This window comes from Sinorhizobium sp. FG01 (assembly GCF_002531875.1).
Lineage (GTDB): Bacteria > Pseudomonadota > Alphaproteobacteria > Rhizobiales > Rhizobiaceae > Sinorhizobium > Sinorhizobium fredii_C.
In genome coordinates this window covers 163345-177413 of sequence record NZ_NWTB01000011.1, presented here as the reverse complement: position 1 = coordinate 177413, position 14069 = coordinate 163345, and the positions used below count along the sequence as shown (strand labels likewise).

The 14069-nt window shown below is 62.0% G+C and carries 14 protein-coding genes; 7 read left to right on the top strand and 7 right to left on the bottom strand.

Going from position 1 to position 14069, the window contains the following annotated elements; translation table 11 throughout:
- Nucleotides 1-4 precede the first annotated feature (4 nt).
- Nucleotides 5-1333, top strand: coding sequence for a GTPase HflX (hflX, locus tag CO656_RS19815; protein ID WP_179864799.1), 1329 nt, complete (start codon nt 5-7; stop codon nt 1331-1333).
- 15 nt (nt 1334-1348) lie between these two features.
- Here the strand turns inward: hflX and mazG are convergent, their stop codons facing one another.
- Together mazG and CO656_RS19805 are read right to left on the bottom strand one after the other, a co-directional pair.
- Nucleotides 1349-2182 carry a nucleoside triphosphate pyrophosphohydrolase gene (gene mazG / locus CO656_RS19810; protein ID WP_097526842.1) on the bottom strand — a complete coding sequence of 278 codons (834 nt, stop codon included), beginning with the start codon at nt 2180-2182 and terminating at the stop codon, nt 1349-1351.
- A 5-nt stretch (nt 2183-2187) separates the two neighbouring features.
- Nucleotides 2188-2775 (bottom strand): nucleoside deaminase, encoded by a 588-nt coding sequence (locus tag CO656_RS19805; protein ID WP_037423089.1) that lies wholly within the window; start codon nt 2773-2775, stop codon nt 2188-2190.
- 230 nt (nt 2776-3005) lie between these two features.
- Between CO656_RS19805 and cysG the strand changes: the two genes are divergently transcribed.
- The 5 genes from cysG (at nt 3006) to CO656_RS19780 (ending at nt 7960) form a co-directional block, all read left to right on the top strand.
- Entirely contained in the window at nt 3006-4463 is a 1458-nt protein-coding gene (gene cysG, locus CO656_RS19800; RefSeq protein WP_097526841.1) for a siroheme synthase CysG, read from the top strand.
- A gap of 10 nt (nt 4464-4473) precedes the next feature.
- Entirely contained in the window at nt 4474-4791 is a 318-nt protein-coding gene (locus CO656_RS19795) for a DUF2849 domain-containing protein (RefSeq protein ID WP_037423085.1), read from the top strand.
- Between the two features lie 14 nt (nt 4792-4805).
- Nucleotides 4806-6479, top strand: a complete 1674-nt coding sequence (locus CO656_RS19790) for a nitrite/sulfite reductase (RefSeq protein WP_097526840.1) — start codon at nt 4806-4808, stop codon at nt 6477-6479.
- A 26-nt stretch (nt 6480-6505) separates the two neighbouring features.
- Nucleotides 6506-7003 (top strand): DUF934 domain-containing protein, encoded by a 498-nt coding sequence (locus CO656_RS19785; RefSeq protein ID WP_097526887.1) that lies wholly within the window; start codon nt 6506-6508, stop codon nt 7001-7003.
- Between the two features lie 144 nt (nt 7004-7147).
- Nucleotides 7148-7960: a ferredoxin--NADP reductase gene (locus CO656_RS19780; RefSeq protein ID WP_097526839.1), complete on the top strand. Its 813-nt coding sequence runs from the start codon at nt 7148-7150 to the stop codon at nt 7958-7960.
- Nucleotides 7961-8048: 88 nt separating this feature from the next.
- Here the strand turns inward: CO656_RS19780 and CO656_RS19775 are convergent, their stop codons facing one another.
- Nucleotides 8049-8666 (bottom strand): GntR family transcriptional regulator, encoded by a 618-nt coding sequence (locus CO656_RS19775; RefSeq protein WP_097526838.1) that lies wholly within the window; start codon nt 8664-8666, stop codon nt 8049-8051.
- A 91-nt stretch (nt 8667-8757) separates the two neighbouring features.
- Here CO656_RS19775 and CO656_RS19770 point away from each other — a divergent pair, with 91 nt between their 5' ends.
- Nucleotides 8758-9651 (top strand): dihydrodipicolinate synthase family protein, encoded by an 894-nt coding sequence (locus CO656_RS19770; protein WP_097526837.1) that lies wholly within the window; start codon nt 8758-8760, stop codon nt 9649-9651.
- 117 nt (nt 9652-9768) lie between these two features.
- Here the strand turns inward: CO656_RS19770 and CO656_RS19765 are convergent, their stop codons facing one another.
- From CO656_RS19765 to CO656_RS19750, 4 genes are all read right to left on the bottom strand, one after another.
- The gene (locus CO656_RS19765; RefSeq protein WP_014764213.1) at nt 9769-10545 is read right to left on the bottom strand and encodes an amino acid ABC transporter ATP-binding protein; all 777 of its coding nucleotides are present in this window, start codon (nt 10543-10545) and stop codon (nt 9769-9771) included.
- Between the two features lie 14 nt (nt 10546-10559).
- The gene (locus CO656_RS19760) at nt 10560-11714 is read right to left on the bottom strand and encodes an amino acid ABC transporter permease (protein WP_097526836.1); all 1155 of its coding nucleotides are present in this window, start codon (nt 11712-11714) and stop codon (nt 10560-10562) included.
- 4 nt (nt 11715-11718) lie between these two features.
- Nucleotides 11719-12912 carry an amino acid ABC transporter permease gene (locus CO656_RS19755; RefSeq protein ID WP_097526835.1) on the bottom strand — a complete coding sequence of 398 codons (1194 nt, stop codon included), beginning with the start codon at nt 12910-12912 and terminating at the stop codon, nt 11719-11721.
- 100 nt (nt 12913-13012) lie between these two features.
- Nucleotides 13013-14038 (bottom strand): amino acid ABC transporter substrate-binding protein, encoded by a 1026-nt coding sequence (locus CO656_RS19750; protein WP_037423063.1) that lies wholly within the window; start codon nt 14036-14038, stop codon nt 13013-13015.
- Nucleotides 14039-14069 lie beyond the last annotated feature (31 nt).

Genomic DNA, 14069 nt, shown 5'->3' with positions numbered 1-14069 from the left:
CGACATGCGCGCCGTCGTCGTCGTGCCGGTCTTGAAGAAGACGGGCAAGCCGGCCGCTGATGTGGCAGCGGTCAGCACGCGCTCGGACGAGAGCCGGCTTGAAGAGGCCACGGGGCTTGCGCTCGCCATCGATCTCGATGTCGTGCACGGCACGATCGTTCCCGTGGCGCAACCGAAGCCCGGCACCCTGCTCGGCAGCGGCAAGATCGAGGAGATCGGCCATATCCTCAACGAGAAGGATGCGGGCCTCGTTATCGTCGATCACCCGCTGACGCCGGTGCAGCAGCGCAATCTCGAGAAGGAATGGAACGCCAAGGTCATCGACCGGACCGGGCTCATTCTCGAAATTTTTGGCCGGCGCGCCTCCACCAAGGAGGGCACGCTTCAGGTCGATCTCGCCCATCTGAACTACCAGAAGGGCAGGCTGGTTCGAAGCTGGACCCACCTTGAGCGCCAGCGCGGGGGCGCGGGCTTCATGGGCGGTCCGGGCGAAACGCAGATCGAAGCCGACCGTCGGCTGCTGCAGGAAAGGATCGTGCGGCTGGAGCGCGAGCTGGAGCAGGTGCGCCGGACGCGTCAGTTGCATCGTTCGAAGCGCAAGAAGGTACCGCACCCGATCGTGGCGCTGGTCGGCTACACCAATGCAGGCAAGTCGACGCTCTTCAACCGGATGACCGGCGCGGGCGTGCTGGCCGAAGACATGCTCTTTGCGACGCTAGATCCGACGCTGCGGCGGCTGAAGCTGCCGCATGGCCGAATGGTCATTCTGTCCGATACCGTCGGTTTCATCTCGGACCTGCCGACGCACCTCGTCGCCGCCTTCCGCGCGACGTTGGAAGAAGTACTCGAGGCAGACCTCATTCTGCATGTCCGCGATCTCTCGGACCCGGACAATCAAGCGCAGGCAGGCGATGTGCTGCGTATCCTGGCCGATCTCGGCATCGACGAGAAGGAAGGCTCCGAGCGCATCGTCGAGGTCTGGAACAAGATCGACAGGCTCGAGCCGGAGGTGCGCGAGGCACTGGTGAACAAAGCGGCGGGCACCGACAACACCGTCGCCGTTTCGGCGATCACCGGCGAAGGTGTCGACGATCTGCTCGCTGAAATCGGCCGTCGTCTTTCAGGCGTGCTGACCGAGTGCACTGTCGCCTTGGGATTGGACCAGTTGCAGCTCTTGCCCTGGATCTATGAGCACGCGATCGTCGATGGCCGCGACGATCTCGAAGACGGAAGGATCAGCCTTGACCTGCGCTTGACAGAGTCCGAGGCGGCCGAGCTTGAAAGACGGCTGGGAAACGGGCCCAAGCCAGTTGCGGAAGATTGGAAAGCTTGACGTAACGGCATGCCGCTACGTCAATTGCCTCTCAATCGCCTTTGCCGCCTGCCAGAGTTCTTCCATCCGCTCCAGCGATGCGGCATCCAGCGTCTCGCCGCCGGCATGCAGTTCCTGCTCGATATGGCTGAACCGGCGCCGGAATTTCGTGTTCGTGCCGCGCAGCGCCATTTCCGGATCGGTACCAATATGGCGGCCGATGTTGACCAGTGCGAAGATCAGGTCGCCGAGTTCGTCCGCAATCTTTCGTCGGTCGCCATCCTTCAGCGCCTGGCGCAGCTCGCCGATTTCCTCCTCGACCTTGTCGAGAATCGGTGCCGGCTCCGACCAGTCGAAACCCACCTTGGCTGCGCGCTCCTGAAGCTTGAGCGCCTCAACGAGTGCCGGAAAGCTGCGCTGCACTGAACCGAGATGGCCGGACTTCTCTTCCAGCGGCAGGCCGCGCCGCATCCGGCGCGCGCGCCGATCCGCCTTCTCGGCCTGTTTGATCTCGTCCCATTGCAGCTTGACCGCCTCTGGCGTATCGGCATCCGACCGTGCAAAGACATGCGGATGGCGGCGGATCATCTTGCGGGTGACGGCTTCCACCACGTCGCCGAAGGAGAAGTCGCCGACCTCTTCCGCCATTTGCGTGTGATAGACCACCTGCAGCAGCAGGTCTCCGAGCTCGTCGCAAAGATCGTCCATGTCGCGGCGCTCGATCGCGTCGGCGACCTCGTAGGCTTCCTCGATCGTGTAGGGCTTGATCGTCTCGAAGGTCTGGACGATGTCCCACGGGCAGCCGGTCTTCGGGTCGCGAAGTGCTGCCATGATGTCGATGAGGCGTTGAATATCGCGAGAAGGTTCCATTGGACTCAGTTCAGCGGTATGGCGTTGTTGTCTTTGTCCGCCTGATAGGCGGCCGACAGGCGATTGTAGCGCTCGCGGATCCGAGCATCCTGTGCCGCGAGCCTCTTTGTCGTCTCTGGATCGACATCCCGCATGAGGGCCGCGATCGAGGCCGACTTCCAGAAGGCATTTTCCCGGGCGTAGCCGCCCGGTTCAAGCCGGAAGACTTCCTTGAGGATCTTCAGGTCGTGCGGAATCGAGAAGCTGTCGCGCGAATCCTCGTGGCTGAAGAAGTAGTAGAAATTGTCGAAGCCGGCCCAGGTGATTGCGGAGAGGCACATGGAGCAGGGCTCGTGCGTTGACAGGAAGATGAGCTCGCGCGTGTCGGGCTTCTCCGCCATCTCGTAGAAGCGCTTCAGCGTATGGACCTCGCCATGCCACAGCGGATTTTCGGTCTCGTTGTTGGTCTCGGCCAGCACGAGCGAGAAATCGGCCTTGCGCAGGATCGCCGCACCGAACACCTTGTTGCCGGCCGCCACCCCCTTCTCCGTCAGCGGGAGTATGTCGTTTTCGATGACCGCCAGCAGCCGCTCGGCCAGTTCGGATGTCTTCATCCTGGCACTCCCCGGAAAATGTCTGCGGGCATTTAACGGAGGTTCGGCGGTCGGCGCAATGGCGGCGCCGCTGTGGTTCGCAATCATCCTCCGGAGATATTTGCTCAAAAAGATTGGCTACCGAGCAAAACAATACGTGGCCGGAAAGCCATAGAAATTTCTGTTTCTTCAATTGTCTGCGGCTATGAGGGATATTCGCCGCAGCCTGTAGAAGGAGCCGTCCCCTCGATATGTCGCAGCAATTATCCGTTTTCCCGGCATTTTTCCGCGTCGCTCAGAAGAGCGTGGCGGTATTCGGCAATGGGGACGAGGCCTTCGCCAAGGTTCGGCTGCTTTTGAACACCGAGGCGCGTATCCTCGCCTATGCGGATCATCCGGAGCCGGCTTTTGCGGCTTTCCTGGAGGACAAGGGGATCGAGACGGTTCGCGAAGCCTTTGCCGATCATCAGGTCGAAGGCGCCGCACTGGTCTTTGCGGCGACCGGCGATGCGGCTGCCGACCGGGTGATCGTGACCGCGGCACGCGAGCGCAAGGTCCCGGCCAATGCCGTCGACCAGCCCGACTATTGCGATTTCCTGACGCCGGCGCTGGTCAACCGTGCCCCCGTCGCCGTCGCCATCGGCACGGAAGGGGCGGGGCCCGTTCTGGCGCAGATGATTCGCGCCCAGATCGACCAGTTGCTGTCGCCCTCGCTTGGGATCGTGGCGACGCTAGCCGCGAGCTACCGCGAGGCGGTCGATCGCCTCATCCCGCGCGGCGTGGCGCGGCGCGTCTTCTGGCGGCGATTCTTCTCAGGTCCGGTGGCGGATCATGTCGCGCTCGGCGATCTCGCTTCCGCCCGCCGCGAGGCCTCCCGGCTGCTCGACGCGGCCGAGCGTGTTTCCGGCCATGTCTGGCTGGTCGGCGCCGGTCCGGGTGCCGAGGATCTGCTGACGCTGAGGGCGCAGCGGGTGATGATGGAAGCGGACGCCATCGTCTATGATGCCCTGGTGCCGCAGGCGATCGTCGACATGGGCCGCCGCGATGCCGAGCGGCTTTCGGTCGGCAAGCGCAAGGGCTGCCACACCAAGTCGCAGGACGAGATCAATCATCTGCTCGTGAAGCTCGCCAAGGAGGGCAAGCGCGTCGTGCGGCTGAAATCCGGCGATCCGCTAATCTTCGGCCGGGCCGGCGAAGAGATGGCGGCAATGCGCGAGGCTGGCGTCAGCTATGAGATCGTCCCCGGCATCACGTCGGCCTTTGCCGCCGCAGCGGATTTCGAGCTGCCGCTGACGCTTCGCGGCGTTGCATCGTCGCTGGTCTTCACCACCGGCCATGATCTAGCTGGTGACGTGCTTCCCGACTGGGCGCGGCTTGCCGTTTCCGGCGCGACGATTGCGGTCTATATGGGCCGCTCGGTCGCCGCTTCGGTGGCGGGCCGGCTGATGCAGGCGGGGCTGCCGGCGGAAACGACCGTCGCCGTCATCGAGAATGCTAGCCGCCCCGAGCGGCGCCTGCTGCACGGCATCCTCCGGGAGCTGCCGGATCTCGAGAACCGCACGGAACTCGACGGCCCGGTCATGGTGATCATCGGCGACGCGGTCGCCGGCGCGAATTTCGACCGGTCGGAGCCGCTCGCTGCCGGCCGGCGCAAGGGCGCCGGGCCGAGCGCTTCTGGCGCGCATCGCGCCGAACACATTTTGAATTGAGGACGACGTGATGGTGAGCAAGGTTTTGACGGCAAATCGCTTGGCGGACGGGATCTCCGTCTGGCTCGACGCCTCCGGCAACTGGGGGGAGTCGCTGCAGGATGCTTTTGTCGCCCGCCACGCCGAGGCTGTCGCCGCCCTCGAGGCGACCGGCAAGACCGCCTTCGCCGACAACAAGGTCGTCGACGTCAATGTCGTTGACGTGGAAGAGGTCGACGGCATACTCCGGCCGCTGCGCATGCGCGAGCGGATCCGGGCCGAGGGCCCGTCAATTTCCTATGCCGCCGGTTATCACGGGCTTTCCGGCCCCAAGAATTTTGCTGCCTGAGGACCTGAGCTTTCATGTACCGTTACGACGAATTCGACCACGCCTTCGTTTCCGCACGCGTCGAGCAGTTCCGCGATCAGGTCCAGCGGCGGCTGTCCGGTGAATTGGCCGAGGATGCCTTCAAGCCGCTGCGCCTGATGAACGGCGTCTATCTGCAGCTTCACGCCTATATGCTTCGCGTCGCCATCCCCTATGGGACGCTGTCGAGCCGTCAGATGCGCATGCTCGCCCATATCGCGCGCAAATACGACCGCGGCTACGGGCATTTCACCACGCGCCAGAACATCCAGTACAACTGGCCGCGCCTTTCCGACACGCCGGACATCCTCAAGGACTTGGCGAGCGTCGAAATGCACGCGCTGCAGACTTCCGGCAACTGCATTCGCAACGTCACGGCGGATCATTTCGCCGGTGCCGCGGCCGACGAAGTTGCCGACCCGCGCCCCTTTGCGGAGATTCTTCGCCAATGGTCGAGCGTCCATCCGGAATTCTCGTTCCTGCCGCGCAAGTTCAAGATCGCCGTTACCGGCGCCGAGCGCGATCGCGCCGCGATCCAGGTTCATGACATCGGCCTGCACCTGAAGAAGGATGAGAACGGCAAGCTCGGCTTTGCCGTCTATGTCGGCGGCGGCCAGGGCCGCACCCCGATGATCGCCAAGAAGATCCGCGACTTCCTGCCGGAAGAGGATCTGCTTTCCTATACGACGGCGATCATGCGCGTTTACAACCTCTATGGCCGCCGCGACAACAAGTACAAGGCGCGCATCAAGATCCTCGTGCACGAGACCGGCGCGGAGGAACTGGCGCGTCAGGTCGAGGTCGAGTTCGCCAGCCTCAAGGACACCGAACTGAAGCTGCCCGACGCTGACATCCAGGCGATCGCCTCCTATTTTGCGCCGCCTGCACTGCCGAACCGGGCCGAAGGCTGGGAAAACCTCGCTCGCTGGAAGAAGGCCGATGGGGCTTTCGCTCAGTGGGTCCATCAGAACGTCCAGCCGCACAAGCATCCGGACTACGGCATGGTGACGATTTCGCTGAAGCCGATCGGTGGCATTCCGGGCGATGCGACCGACAGCCAGATGGAAGTGGTGGCCGACATCGCCGAGGAATACGCCTTCGATGAAATCCGCGTCAGCCATGAGCAGAACCTGATCCTACCGCATGTGGCGCTCGCCGATCTGGAGCCGGTCTATCGGGCGCTGGTCGCCGCCGGTCTCGCCACCGCCAATGCGGGGCTGATCACCGATATCATTGCCTGTCCCGGCCTCGACTACTGCGCGCTCGCCAATGCGCGCTCGATCCCGGTCGCGCAGGAGATTTCCAGCCGCTTCGGTTCGACCGAGCGGCAGGCCGAAATCGGCGAGCTGAAGATCAAGATTTCCGGCTGCATCAATGCCTGCGGCCACCATCATGTCGGCCATATCGGCCTGCTCGGCGTAGAGAAGAAGGGCGCGGAACTCTATCAGATCACGCTTGGCGGCTCCGGCGACGAGAACACCTCGATCGGCGAGATCATCGGCCGCGGCTTCGAGCCGGAGAAGGTGACGGATGCGGTGGAGACGATCGTCGACACCTATCTCGGCCTCCGCCGCGACAAGTCGGAAACCTTCCTTGAAGCCTATCGCCGCGTCGGGCCGCAGCCTTTCAAGGATGCCCTTTACGGCGGCGGCGCCCAGGAAGCCGCGTGAACGAAGCCGCACAAGGATTTGAGAAGATGACGAAAATCTGGAATGAGAGCGGCTTCTTGAACGATGATCCCTGGGTCGTCGAAACCGAAGAGACGAAGGCCGGCTCGAACGAGAAGGCAGTCCTCGGCCTCGACGCCTTCCTGGAACAGGCGGCGGCCGGCGCGTCGGGCCTGGGTGTCCTGGTCGCTCCTGCGGACGACGTGACGCGTCTGGCGCCCCACCTCAGCCAGATCGCCCTGGTGGCGCTGGCCTTCCCGGCCTTCAATGACGGCCGCGCTTTCAGCCACGCTTCGCTGCTGCGCAGCCGGCTGGGCTTCGAAGGCGAAGTCCGCGCCGTCGGCGACGTGCTGATCGACCAGATCCCGCTAATGCTGCGTTGTGGCATCGACAGTTTCGCGGTCACCAATGCAACGGCGATCAAGAGGCTCTCGGAAGGGCGCCTGCCGGGTATCGCCAATCACTACCAGCCGACGGCAAAACCGTCGGCAGGCGCCAAATCCTACAGCTGGCGTCGCGTCTCTTAAAAAACGCGGCCCGCGACAGTGTGAAGCAAGCCGCAACCCCAGAAAGAGCCTATATTTGGAAGGGAATTCCTTTCAATTTGCCAAGGCTTGGAATATCCGCTCGTAGTTGATAAAAAGCCTCACCATTACAGGACTGAAGCAACAATGAATGCGCCGGCAAAAAAGGAAGATTTCGCTGTACAGGTACCGGCGGGTGTATTCGCCGAGACGGTGACCAGCGTCGAGCATTACACGGACCGGCTCTTCCGCTTCCGCATGACGCGTCCGCAGGAGTTTCGCTTCCGCTCCGGCGAGTTCGCGATGATCGGCCTGATGGTCGGCGACAAGCCCGTCTATCGTGCCTATTCGATCGCGAGCCCCGCCTGGGACGAGGAACTGGAGTTCTTCTCGATCAAGGTGCCGGACGGTCCGCTGACCTCGCATCTGCAGACGATCAAGCCGGGTGACCAGGTGCTGATGCGCAAGAAGCCTACGGGCACGCTGGTGCTCGACGCGCTCGTGCCCGGCCGGAGGCTCTACATGTTCTCGACCGGTACGGGCATTGCGCCCTTCGCGAGCCTGATCCGCGACCCGGAAACCTACGAGAAATTCGAGGAAGTCATCCTCACCCATACCTGCCGCGACGTGGCCGAGCTGAAATACGGCTTCGATCTCGTCGAGGAAATCCGCAACCACGAGTTCTTGAACGAGATCGTCGGTGACAAGCTGCGCCACTATGCGACCGTGACGCGCGAGGATTATCCCTTCAGGGGCCGGATCACCGACCTGATGACGAACGGCAAGTTCTTCGCCGATCTCGGCCTGCCGCCGCTCGACCCGGCGATCGACCGCGGCATGATCTGCGGCTCGACCGCCATGCTGAAGGATACCAAGGAAATCCTCGAAGCGGCCGGTCTGACGGAAGGCGCCAACAACAAGCCGGCCGAATTCGTCATCGAGCGCGCCTTCGTCGGCTGACACGCCGAGCAATCGATCTGATCTGAAAAGGAGGTGCATCCAGCGGTGCACCTCCTTTTCTTTGACGGCTCGGCAAAGTTGATGCTGCCTAACCCTCAGCCAAATAATCCATCAGCTGCGACATGGACGCGGAAGCACCGGCAGCATCCGCCGCTTCGATCGCGTGCATGACCTTCACGTGGCGCTCCACCGAGCCTTTCATCTTTTCCGGCGATGCCGATGCGAACCAGATGCGGCGCGCATGGGTCTGGAGCGGCGACAGGGCCGCCGTCAGGAAGCGGTTCGGGCAGGCCTCTTCCATCACCTCGTCGAACATCTTGTCTGCCACCAGAAAGCCCTCGAGATCGCCGTGAGCGGCGCAGTCCAGCATCTGCCGCCTGCAGTCGCTCATCTCTCGGCGGGCATCGGCGCTTGCATGTTCGGCAACAAGCGCGGCCGCCACCGGTTCGAGCTGTTGACGCGTCTGCATCACATGGATCCGATCGTCCGGTCGGATGCGGCTGATCTCAAGACCGACCCTCGGGCGGACCTCGATCAGGCCCTGCCAAGCGAGTTTCTGGATCGCCTCCCGGACCGGTGTGCGGCCGTGATTGGCGAGTTCGAGCAACTGCCGTTCGGTGACGAGCGTTCCCGGCTTCAGCTTCAAGGTGACGATGAGGCGCTCGAGCGCCAGATAGGCGAGATGGGCCTGCGACTGCGACGGCATGAATGTCCCTGCGCTTGTGATATATCAGAGATTGACACAGTTCCGAAATCATGGCAAGTTGGCTGATATATCAGATCGAAGGAGGCTTCTCATGTGGCGCGGCGTATTTCCGGCAGTAACGACGAAATTCACGACTGAAGGTGGTCTCGACAAGGCCGAGATGGAGCGCTGCTTCGCGCTGCAGTTCGAGGCAGGCGTCGACGGCATGATCGTCTGCGGCTCGCTCGGCGAGAACATGACGTTGGAACCGGAGGAAAAAATCGAGATATTGAAGATCGCCAAGTCGGTCGCCGGCGGCAAGCCGGTGCTGATGACGATCTGCGAAAGCGCCACGCGCCGCGGCGAAGCGGCGGCGAGGGCAGCAGCCAAGGCCGGGGCCGACGGCTTCATGGTTCTGCCGGGCGTGCCTTATAAATCCGCGCCGGCGGAGACGCTCGCCCATATCCAGGCGGTCGCTGCCGCTGGAGGCCTGCCGATCATGGTCTACAACAACCCGGTCGCCTACGGCGTCGACGTGACGCTTTCGATGTTCGATGAACTGGCCAGAAACGAACTCGTCGTCGCGATGAAGGAATCGACCGACGACATCCGCCGCGTGACCGACGTTCTGACCCGCTTCGGCGAACGCTTCGACTGCTTCACCGGCGTAGATAACCTGGCACTCGAAAGCCTGCTGATGGGTGCCCATGGCTGGGTCGCCGGCCTTGTCGTCGCCTTCCCGAAGGAGACGGTGGCGATCTGGAAGCTGGTCCAGGCCGGGCGTCTCGAAGAGGCGAGGGCGATCTATCGCTGGTTCCACCCGCTGCTCGACCTCGACGTCTCCACCAATCTCGTCCAGAACATCAAGCTCGCGGAAGTTTTTGCGATCGATTCCAACGATCGCGTCCGCGCCCCGCGGCTGCCGCTCGCCGGTGCAGAGCGTCGGCGGGTTGAAGGAATTATCGAGGCCGCGCTGGCAAAGCGTCCGACGCTGCCGGTTCTTTGAGGACCGGCCGGTCGACGACCGCCCATTCTCTTCACTGAGCTTCCTGGCCCGGGGCATAAATGAAAACGGCCCGTCAGTAATGACGGGCCGCTTTTCGTGCGAACTCGTACCGCGATTTCAGTGCAGGATCTGGCTCAGGAACAGCTTGGTGCGCTCATGCTGCGGGTTGTCGAAGAATTCGGCCGGCGAATTCTGTTCGACGATCTGGCCCTGGTCCATGAAGATGACGCGGTTGGCGACCTGGCGGGCGAAGCCCATTTCGTGAGTGACGCACAGCATCGTCATGCCTTCTTCTGCAAGGCCCACCATCGTATCGAGCACTTCCTTAATCATTTCCGGATCGAGCGCCGACGTTGGCTCGTCGAAAAGCATGATCTTCGGGTTCATGCAAAGCGAACGGGCAATCGCGACGCGCTGCTGTTGGCCGCCGGAGAGCTGGCCCGGATATTTGAGTGCCTGCTCGGGAATCTTGACGCGCTTGAGGAAATGCATTGCGATTTCCTCGGCCTGCTTCTTCGGCATTTTGCGCACCCAGATCGGCGCCAGCGTGCAGTTTTCCAGAATGGTCAGGTGCGGGAAGAGATTGAAGTGCTGGAACACCATGCCGACTTCGCGGCGCACTTCGTCGATCTTCTTCAGGTCGTTGGTGAGTTCGATGCCGTCGACGACGATCTTGCCCTTTTGGTGTTCCTCGAGGCGGTTGATGCAGCGGATCATCGTCGATTTGCCGGAGCCCGACGGGCCGGCGATGACGATGCGCTCGCCGCGCATCACTTTAAGATTGATGTCGCGCAGTACGTGGAAGTCACCATACCACTTGTTCATGTTGGTGATTTCGATTGCGACATCCGTCTTCGAGACGGTCATTTTTGAAGCGGTGGCCGTATTTGCCATTATATTTCCCCTTTTTATCGGTGGCTCTTGTCGAGCAGGCGTTCCATGAAGCCTGAATAGCGCGACATGCCGAAGCAGAAAAGCCAGAATACAAAGCCTGCGAAGATCAGGCCCGTCAGCGGCGTTACCGCGGACGCCCAGTTCGCGTCGCTAAAGTTCAGCCGGACAATGCCGAGCAGGTCGAACATGCCGATGATCGAAACGAGCGACGTGTCCTTGAACAGGCCGATGAAGGTGTTGACGATACCGGGGATCACCAGCTTCAGCGCCTGCGGCAGGATGATGAGGTTCATCTTCTGCCAGTAGCTGAGACCGAGCGAATCGGCGCCTTCATATTGGCCCTTCGGAATGGCCTGCAGGCCGCCGCGGACAACCTCCGCCATGTAGGCGGAGGCGAAGAGCGACACGCCGATCAAGGCACGAAGGAACTTGTCGAAGGTGACGCCCTGCGGCAGGAACAGCGGCAGCATGACGCTAGCCATGAACAGCACTGTAATCAGCGGAACGCCGCGCACCATCTCGATGAAGACCGTGCAGAGCATCTTGATCACCGGCATGTTCGATCGCCGTCCGAGCGCCAGCAGAATGCCGAGCGGCAGCGAAACCGCGATCCCGACGAACGAGAGGACCAGAGTGACCATGAGACCGCCCCAAAGCGCCGTCTCGACATAGGTGAGGCCGAGCCAGCCGCCGGGAAGCAGGATCGTGGCGAGGATCGGCAGGACCGCCAGCAACAGAACCGCGTTCAACCCCTTGTAAGGAATCTTTGGGATGAGCATCGGAACGAGGAACAGCACGAAGAGGATGCCGACGAGAGCGGGGCGCCACTGCTCCTCGAGCGGATAGCGGCCGAAGACGAACTGCCCGAGCTTTGCATTGACGAAAGCCCAGCAGGCGCCGCTCCAGCCTTCCGGTTGCGAGCCGCCTTGGGCGACCGTGGCGCAGACGCCGCGACCGCCGCCCGTCCATGCCGCGTCTACGAAAAGCCACTGGATCGCCGGCGGCACCAGCCATGCCAGGATGAGCAGGCTGATGATCGTCAGGACGCTGTCCTTCGGCGTGGCGAAGAGGTTCTTGCGCAGCCACCGGACGACGCCAGCTTCCAGGGCGGGGGCGGGTGAGGCTTCGATCATCGAAGCACGAACGAAGGATGCTTGTTGCGTGCTCATGTTCTCACCTCTCCACCAGCGCCATGCGGGCGTTGTACCAGTTCATGAACAGCGAGGTTGCGAGGCTCAGGCTCAGATAGACGATGAGCCAGATGCTGACCACTTCGATCGCCTGTCCGGTCTGGTTGAGGATCGTGCCGCCGACGGCGACGAGATCCGCATAGCCGACGGCGACCGCAAGCGACGAGTTCTTGGTGAGGTTGAGATATTGGCTGGTCAGTGGCGGAATGATGATGCGCATTGCCTGCGGAACGACGACCAGACGAGTCGTCAGCCTTGGGCGTATGCCAAGTGCGTGAGCGGCTTCCGTCTGCCCCTTTGAAACTCCCCGGATGCCCGCCCGGACGATTTCCGCGATGAAGGCGGCAGTGTAGAAGGACAGCGCGAGGAAGAGCGACATGAATTCCGGTCCGACGACCGAACCGCCCGTAAGATTGAATTTGCCGGCGATCGGAACGTCGAAAGTCAGCGGAGCGCCGGTCGCCAGGAACGTTATCAGCGGCAGACCGATGAGCAAGCCGAGCACGATCGACAAAACGGGCAGTCGCTGACCGGTTGCCTCCTGCCGTTGCCGGGCATAGCGGGCGAAAACGAAGCTCGCAACGACGGCGATGATCAAGGCGAACAGTGTATATTGCGAACCCTCTCCGAAGATGGCTCTCGGGAACGCAACGCCGCGATTGCTCACATAGATATCGAAAGGTAGGGCGAGCGCCTCACGCGCCTGGGGTAAGATCGCCAGAACGCCGCTATACCAGAAGAAGATGACCAGCAGCGGTGGAATGTTGCGGAACACCTCGACATAGGCGAGCGAGAGCTTGGCGATGATCCAGTTGTGCGACAGACGTCCAACGCCGACGATGAAGCCGATGATCGTTGCCGTGATGATACCGGTGATCGCCACCAGCAGGGTGTTGACGAAACCGACGACCAGAGCGCGGCCGTAGGTGGAATCGCTCGTGAAGGCGATCAGTGATTGTCCGAGATCGAACCCCGCCCGGCCGTTCAAAAAGCCATAGCCGGATGCGATGTTCGCGCGCTGCAAGTTCTCGACCGTGTTTTGGATGGTCCAGTAGACGAGAACTGCGAGGATGATGATGGTGATTGCCTGGTAGAATATGCCGCGTACCTGAGGATCGTTGATGATAGATCCCGAGGACTTGCTCTTCTCAGGCGCGTTTGTAACGCCAATGGCCATACAATGCCTCTTTCCCCGATCCGCCCTGTTTTCGGGCGTTCTTATTGTAGAACGGAGGAGCGGCGTGCCGCTCCTCCGAGACTCTCAAGCCGACCAGCTTTTAGCGGACCGGCGGTGCGTACTGGATGCCGCCCTTGTTCCAAAGCGCGTTCAGGCCGCGCTCGATCTTCAGCGGGCTGCCAGCGCCGATGTTGCGATCGAAGACTTCGCCGTAGTTGCCGACGGCTTTGATGATGTTGACGGCCCATTCATTGGTGAGGCCCAAGTCTGTACCGATCTTGCTGTCGGCTTCGACGCCGAGGAAGCGCTGAACGTCCGGGTTGGCCGATTTCTTCATCTCTTCGACATTTGCCTGGGTGACGCCGAATTCCTCGGCCTGGACCAGGGCATAATGAACCCAGCTGACGATGTCGTACCACTGGTCGTCGCCCTGGCGGACGGCCGGACCGAGCGGCTCCTTCGAGATGATCTCCGGCAGGATCATGTGATCATCCGGCTTCGAAAGGGTGAGGCGCAGCGAATAGAGGCCGGACTGGTCGGTGGTGTAGACGTCGCAACGGCCGGCATCATAGGCGGCGTTCACTTCCTCGAGCTTTTCGAAGACCACCGGGTTGTACTGCAGGTTGTTGGTCTTGAAGTAGTCGGCGAGGTTCAGCTCGGTGGTCGTGCCGGTCTGGACGCAGACGGCAGCGCCGGAAAGTTCGAGTGCGGACTTCACGTTGAGGCTCTTGCGAACCATGAAGCCCTGGCCGTCATAGTAGTTGACCGGGCGGAAGTTGAAGCCGAGCGCCGTGTCGCGGTTGATGGTCCAGGTCGTGTTGCGGGCCAAAACGTCGACTTCGCCGGACTGCAGCGCCGGGAAACGCTCCTTGGCGGAGGTCGGCGTGTACTTGACCTTGGTGGCATCGCCGAACACTGCAGCAGCGATCGCCTTGCAGTAGTCGACGTCGAAACCGCTCCAGTTGCCGGACGCGTCAGGGGCCGCGAAACCGGCGAGCCCGGTGTTCACGCCGCACTGGACGAAGCCCTTGGCCTTCACGTCGTCAAGGGTCGCGGCCGATGCCGCATTTGCGCCAATCCCCAAGACAGCAGCGCCAACAAGAGCTGTCAGAATTCTTCTTGCCATTTTTTTGAACCTTTTCGGTTGTTCGTAAGTT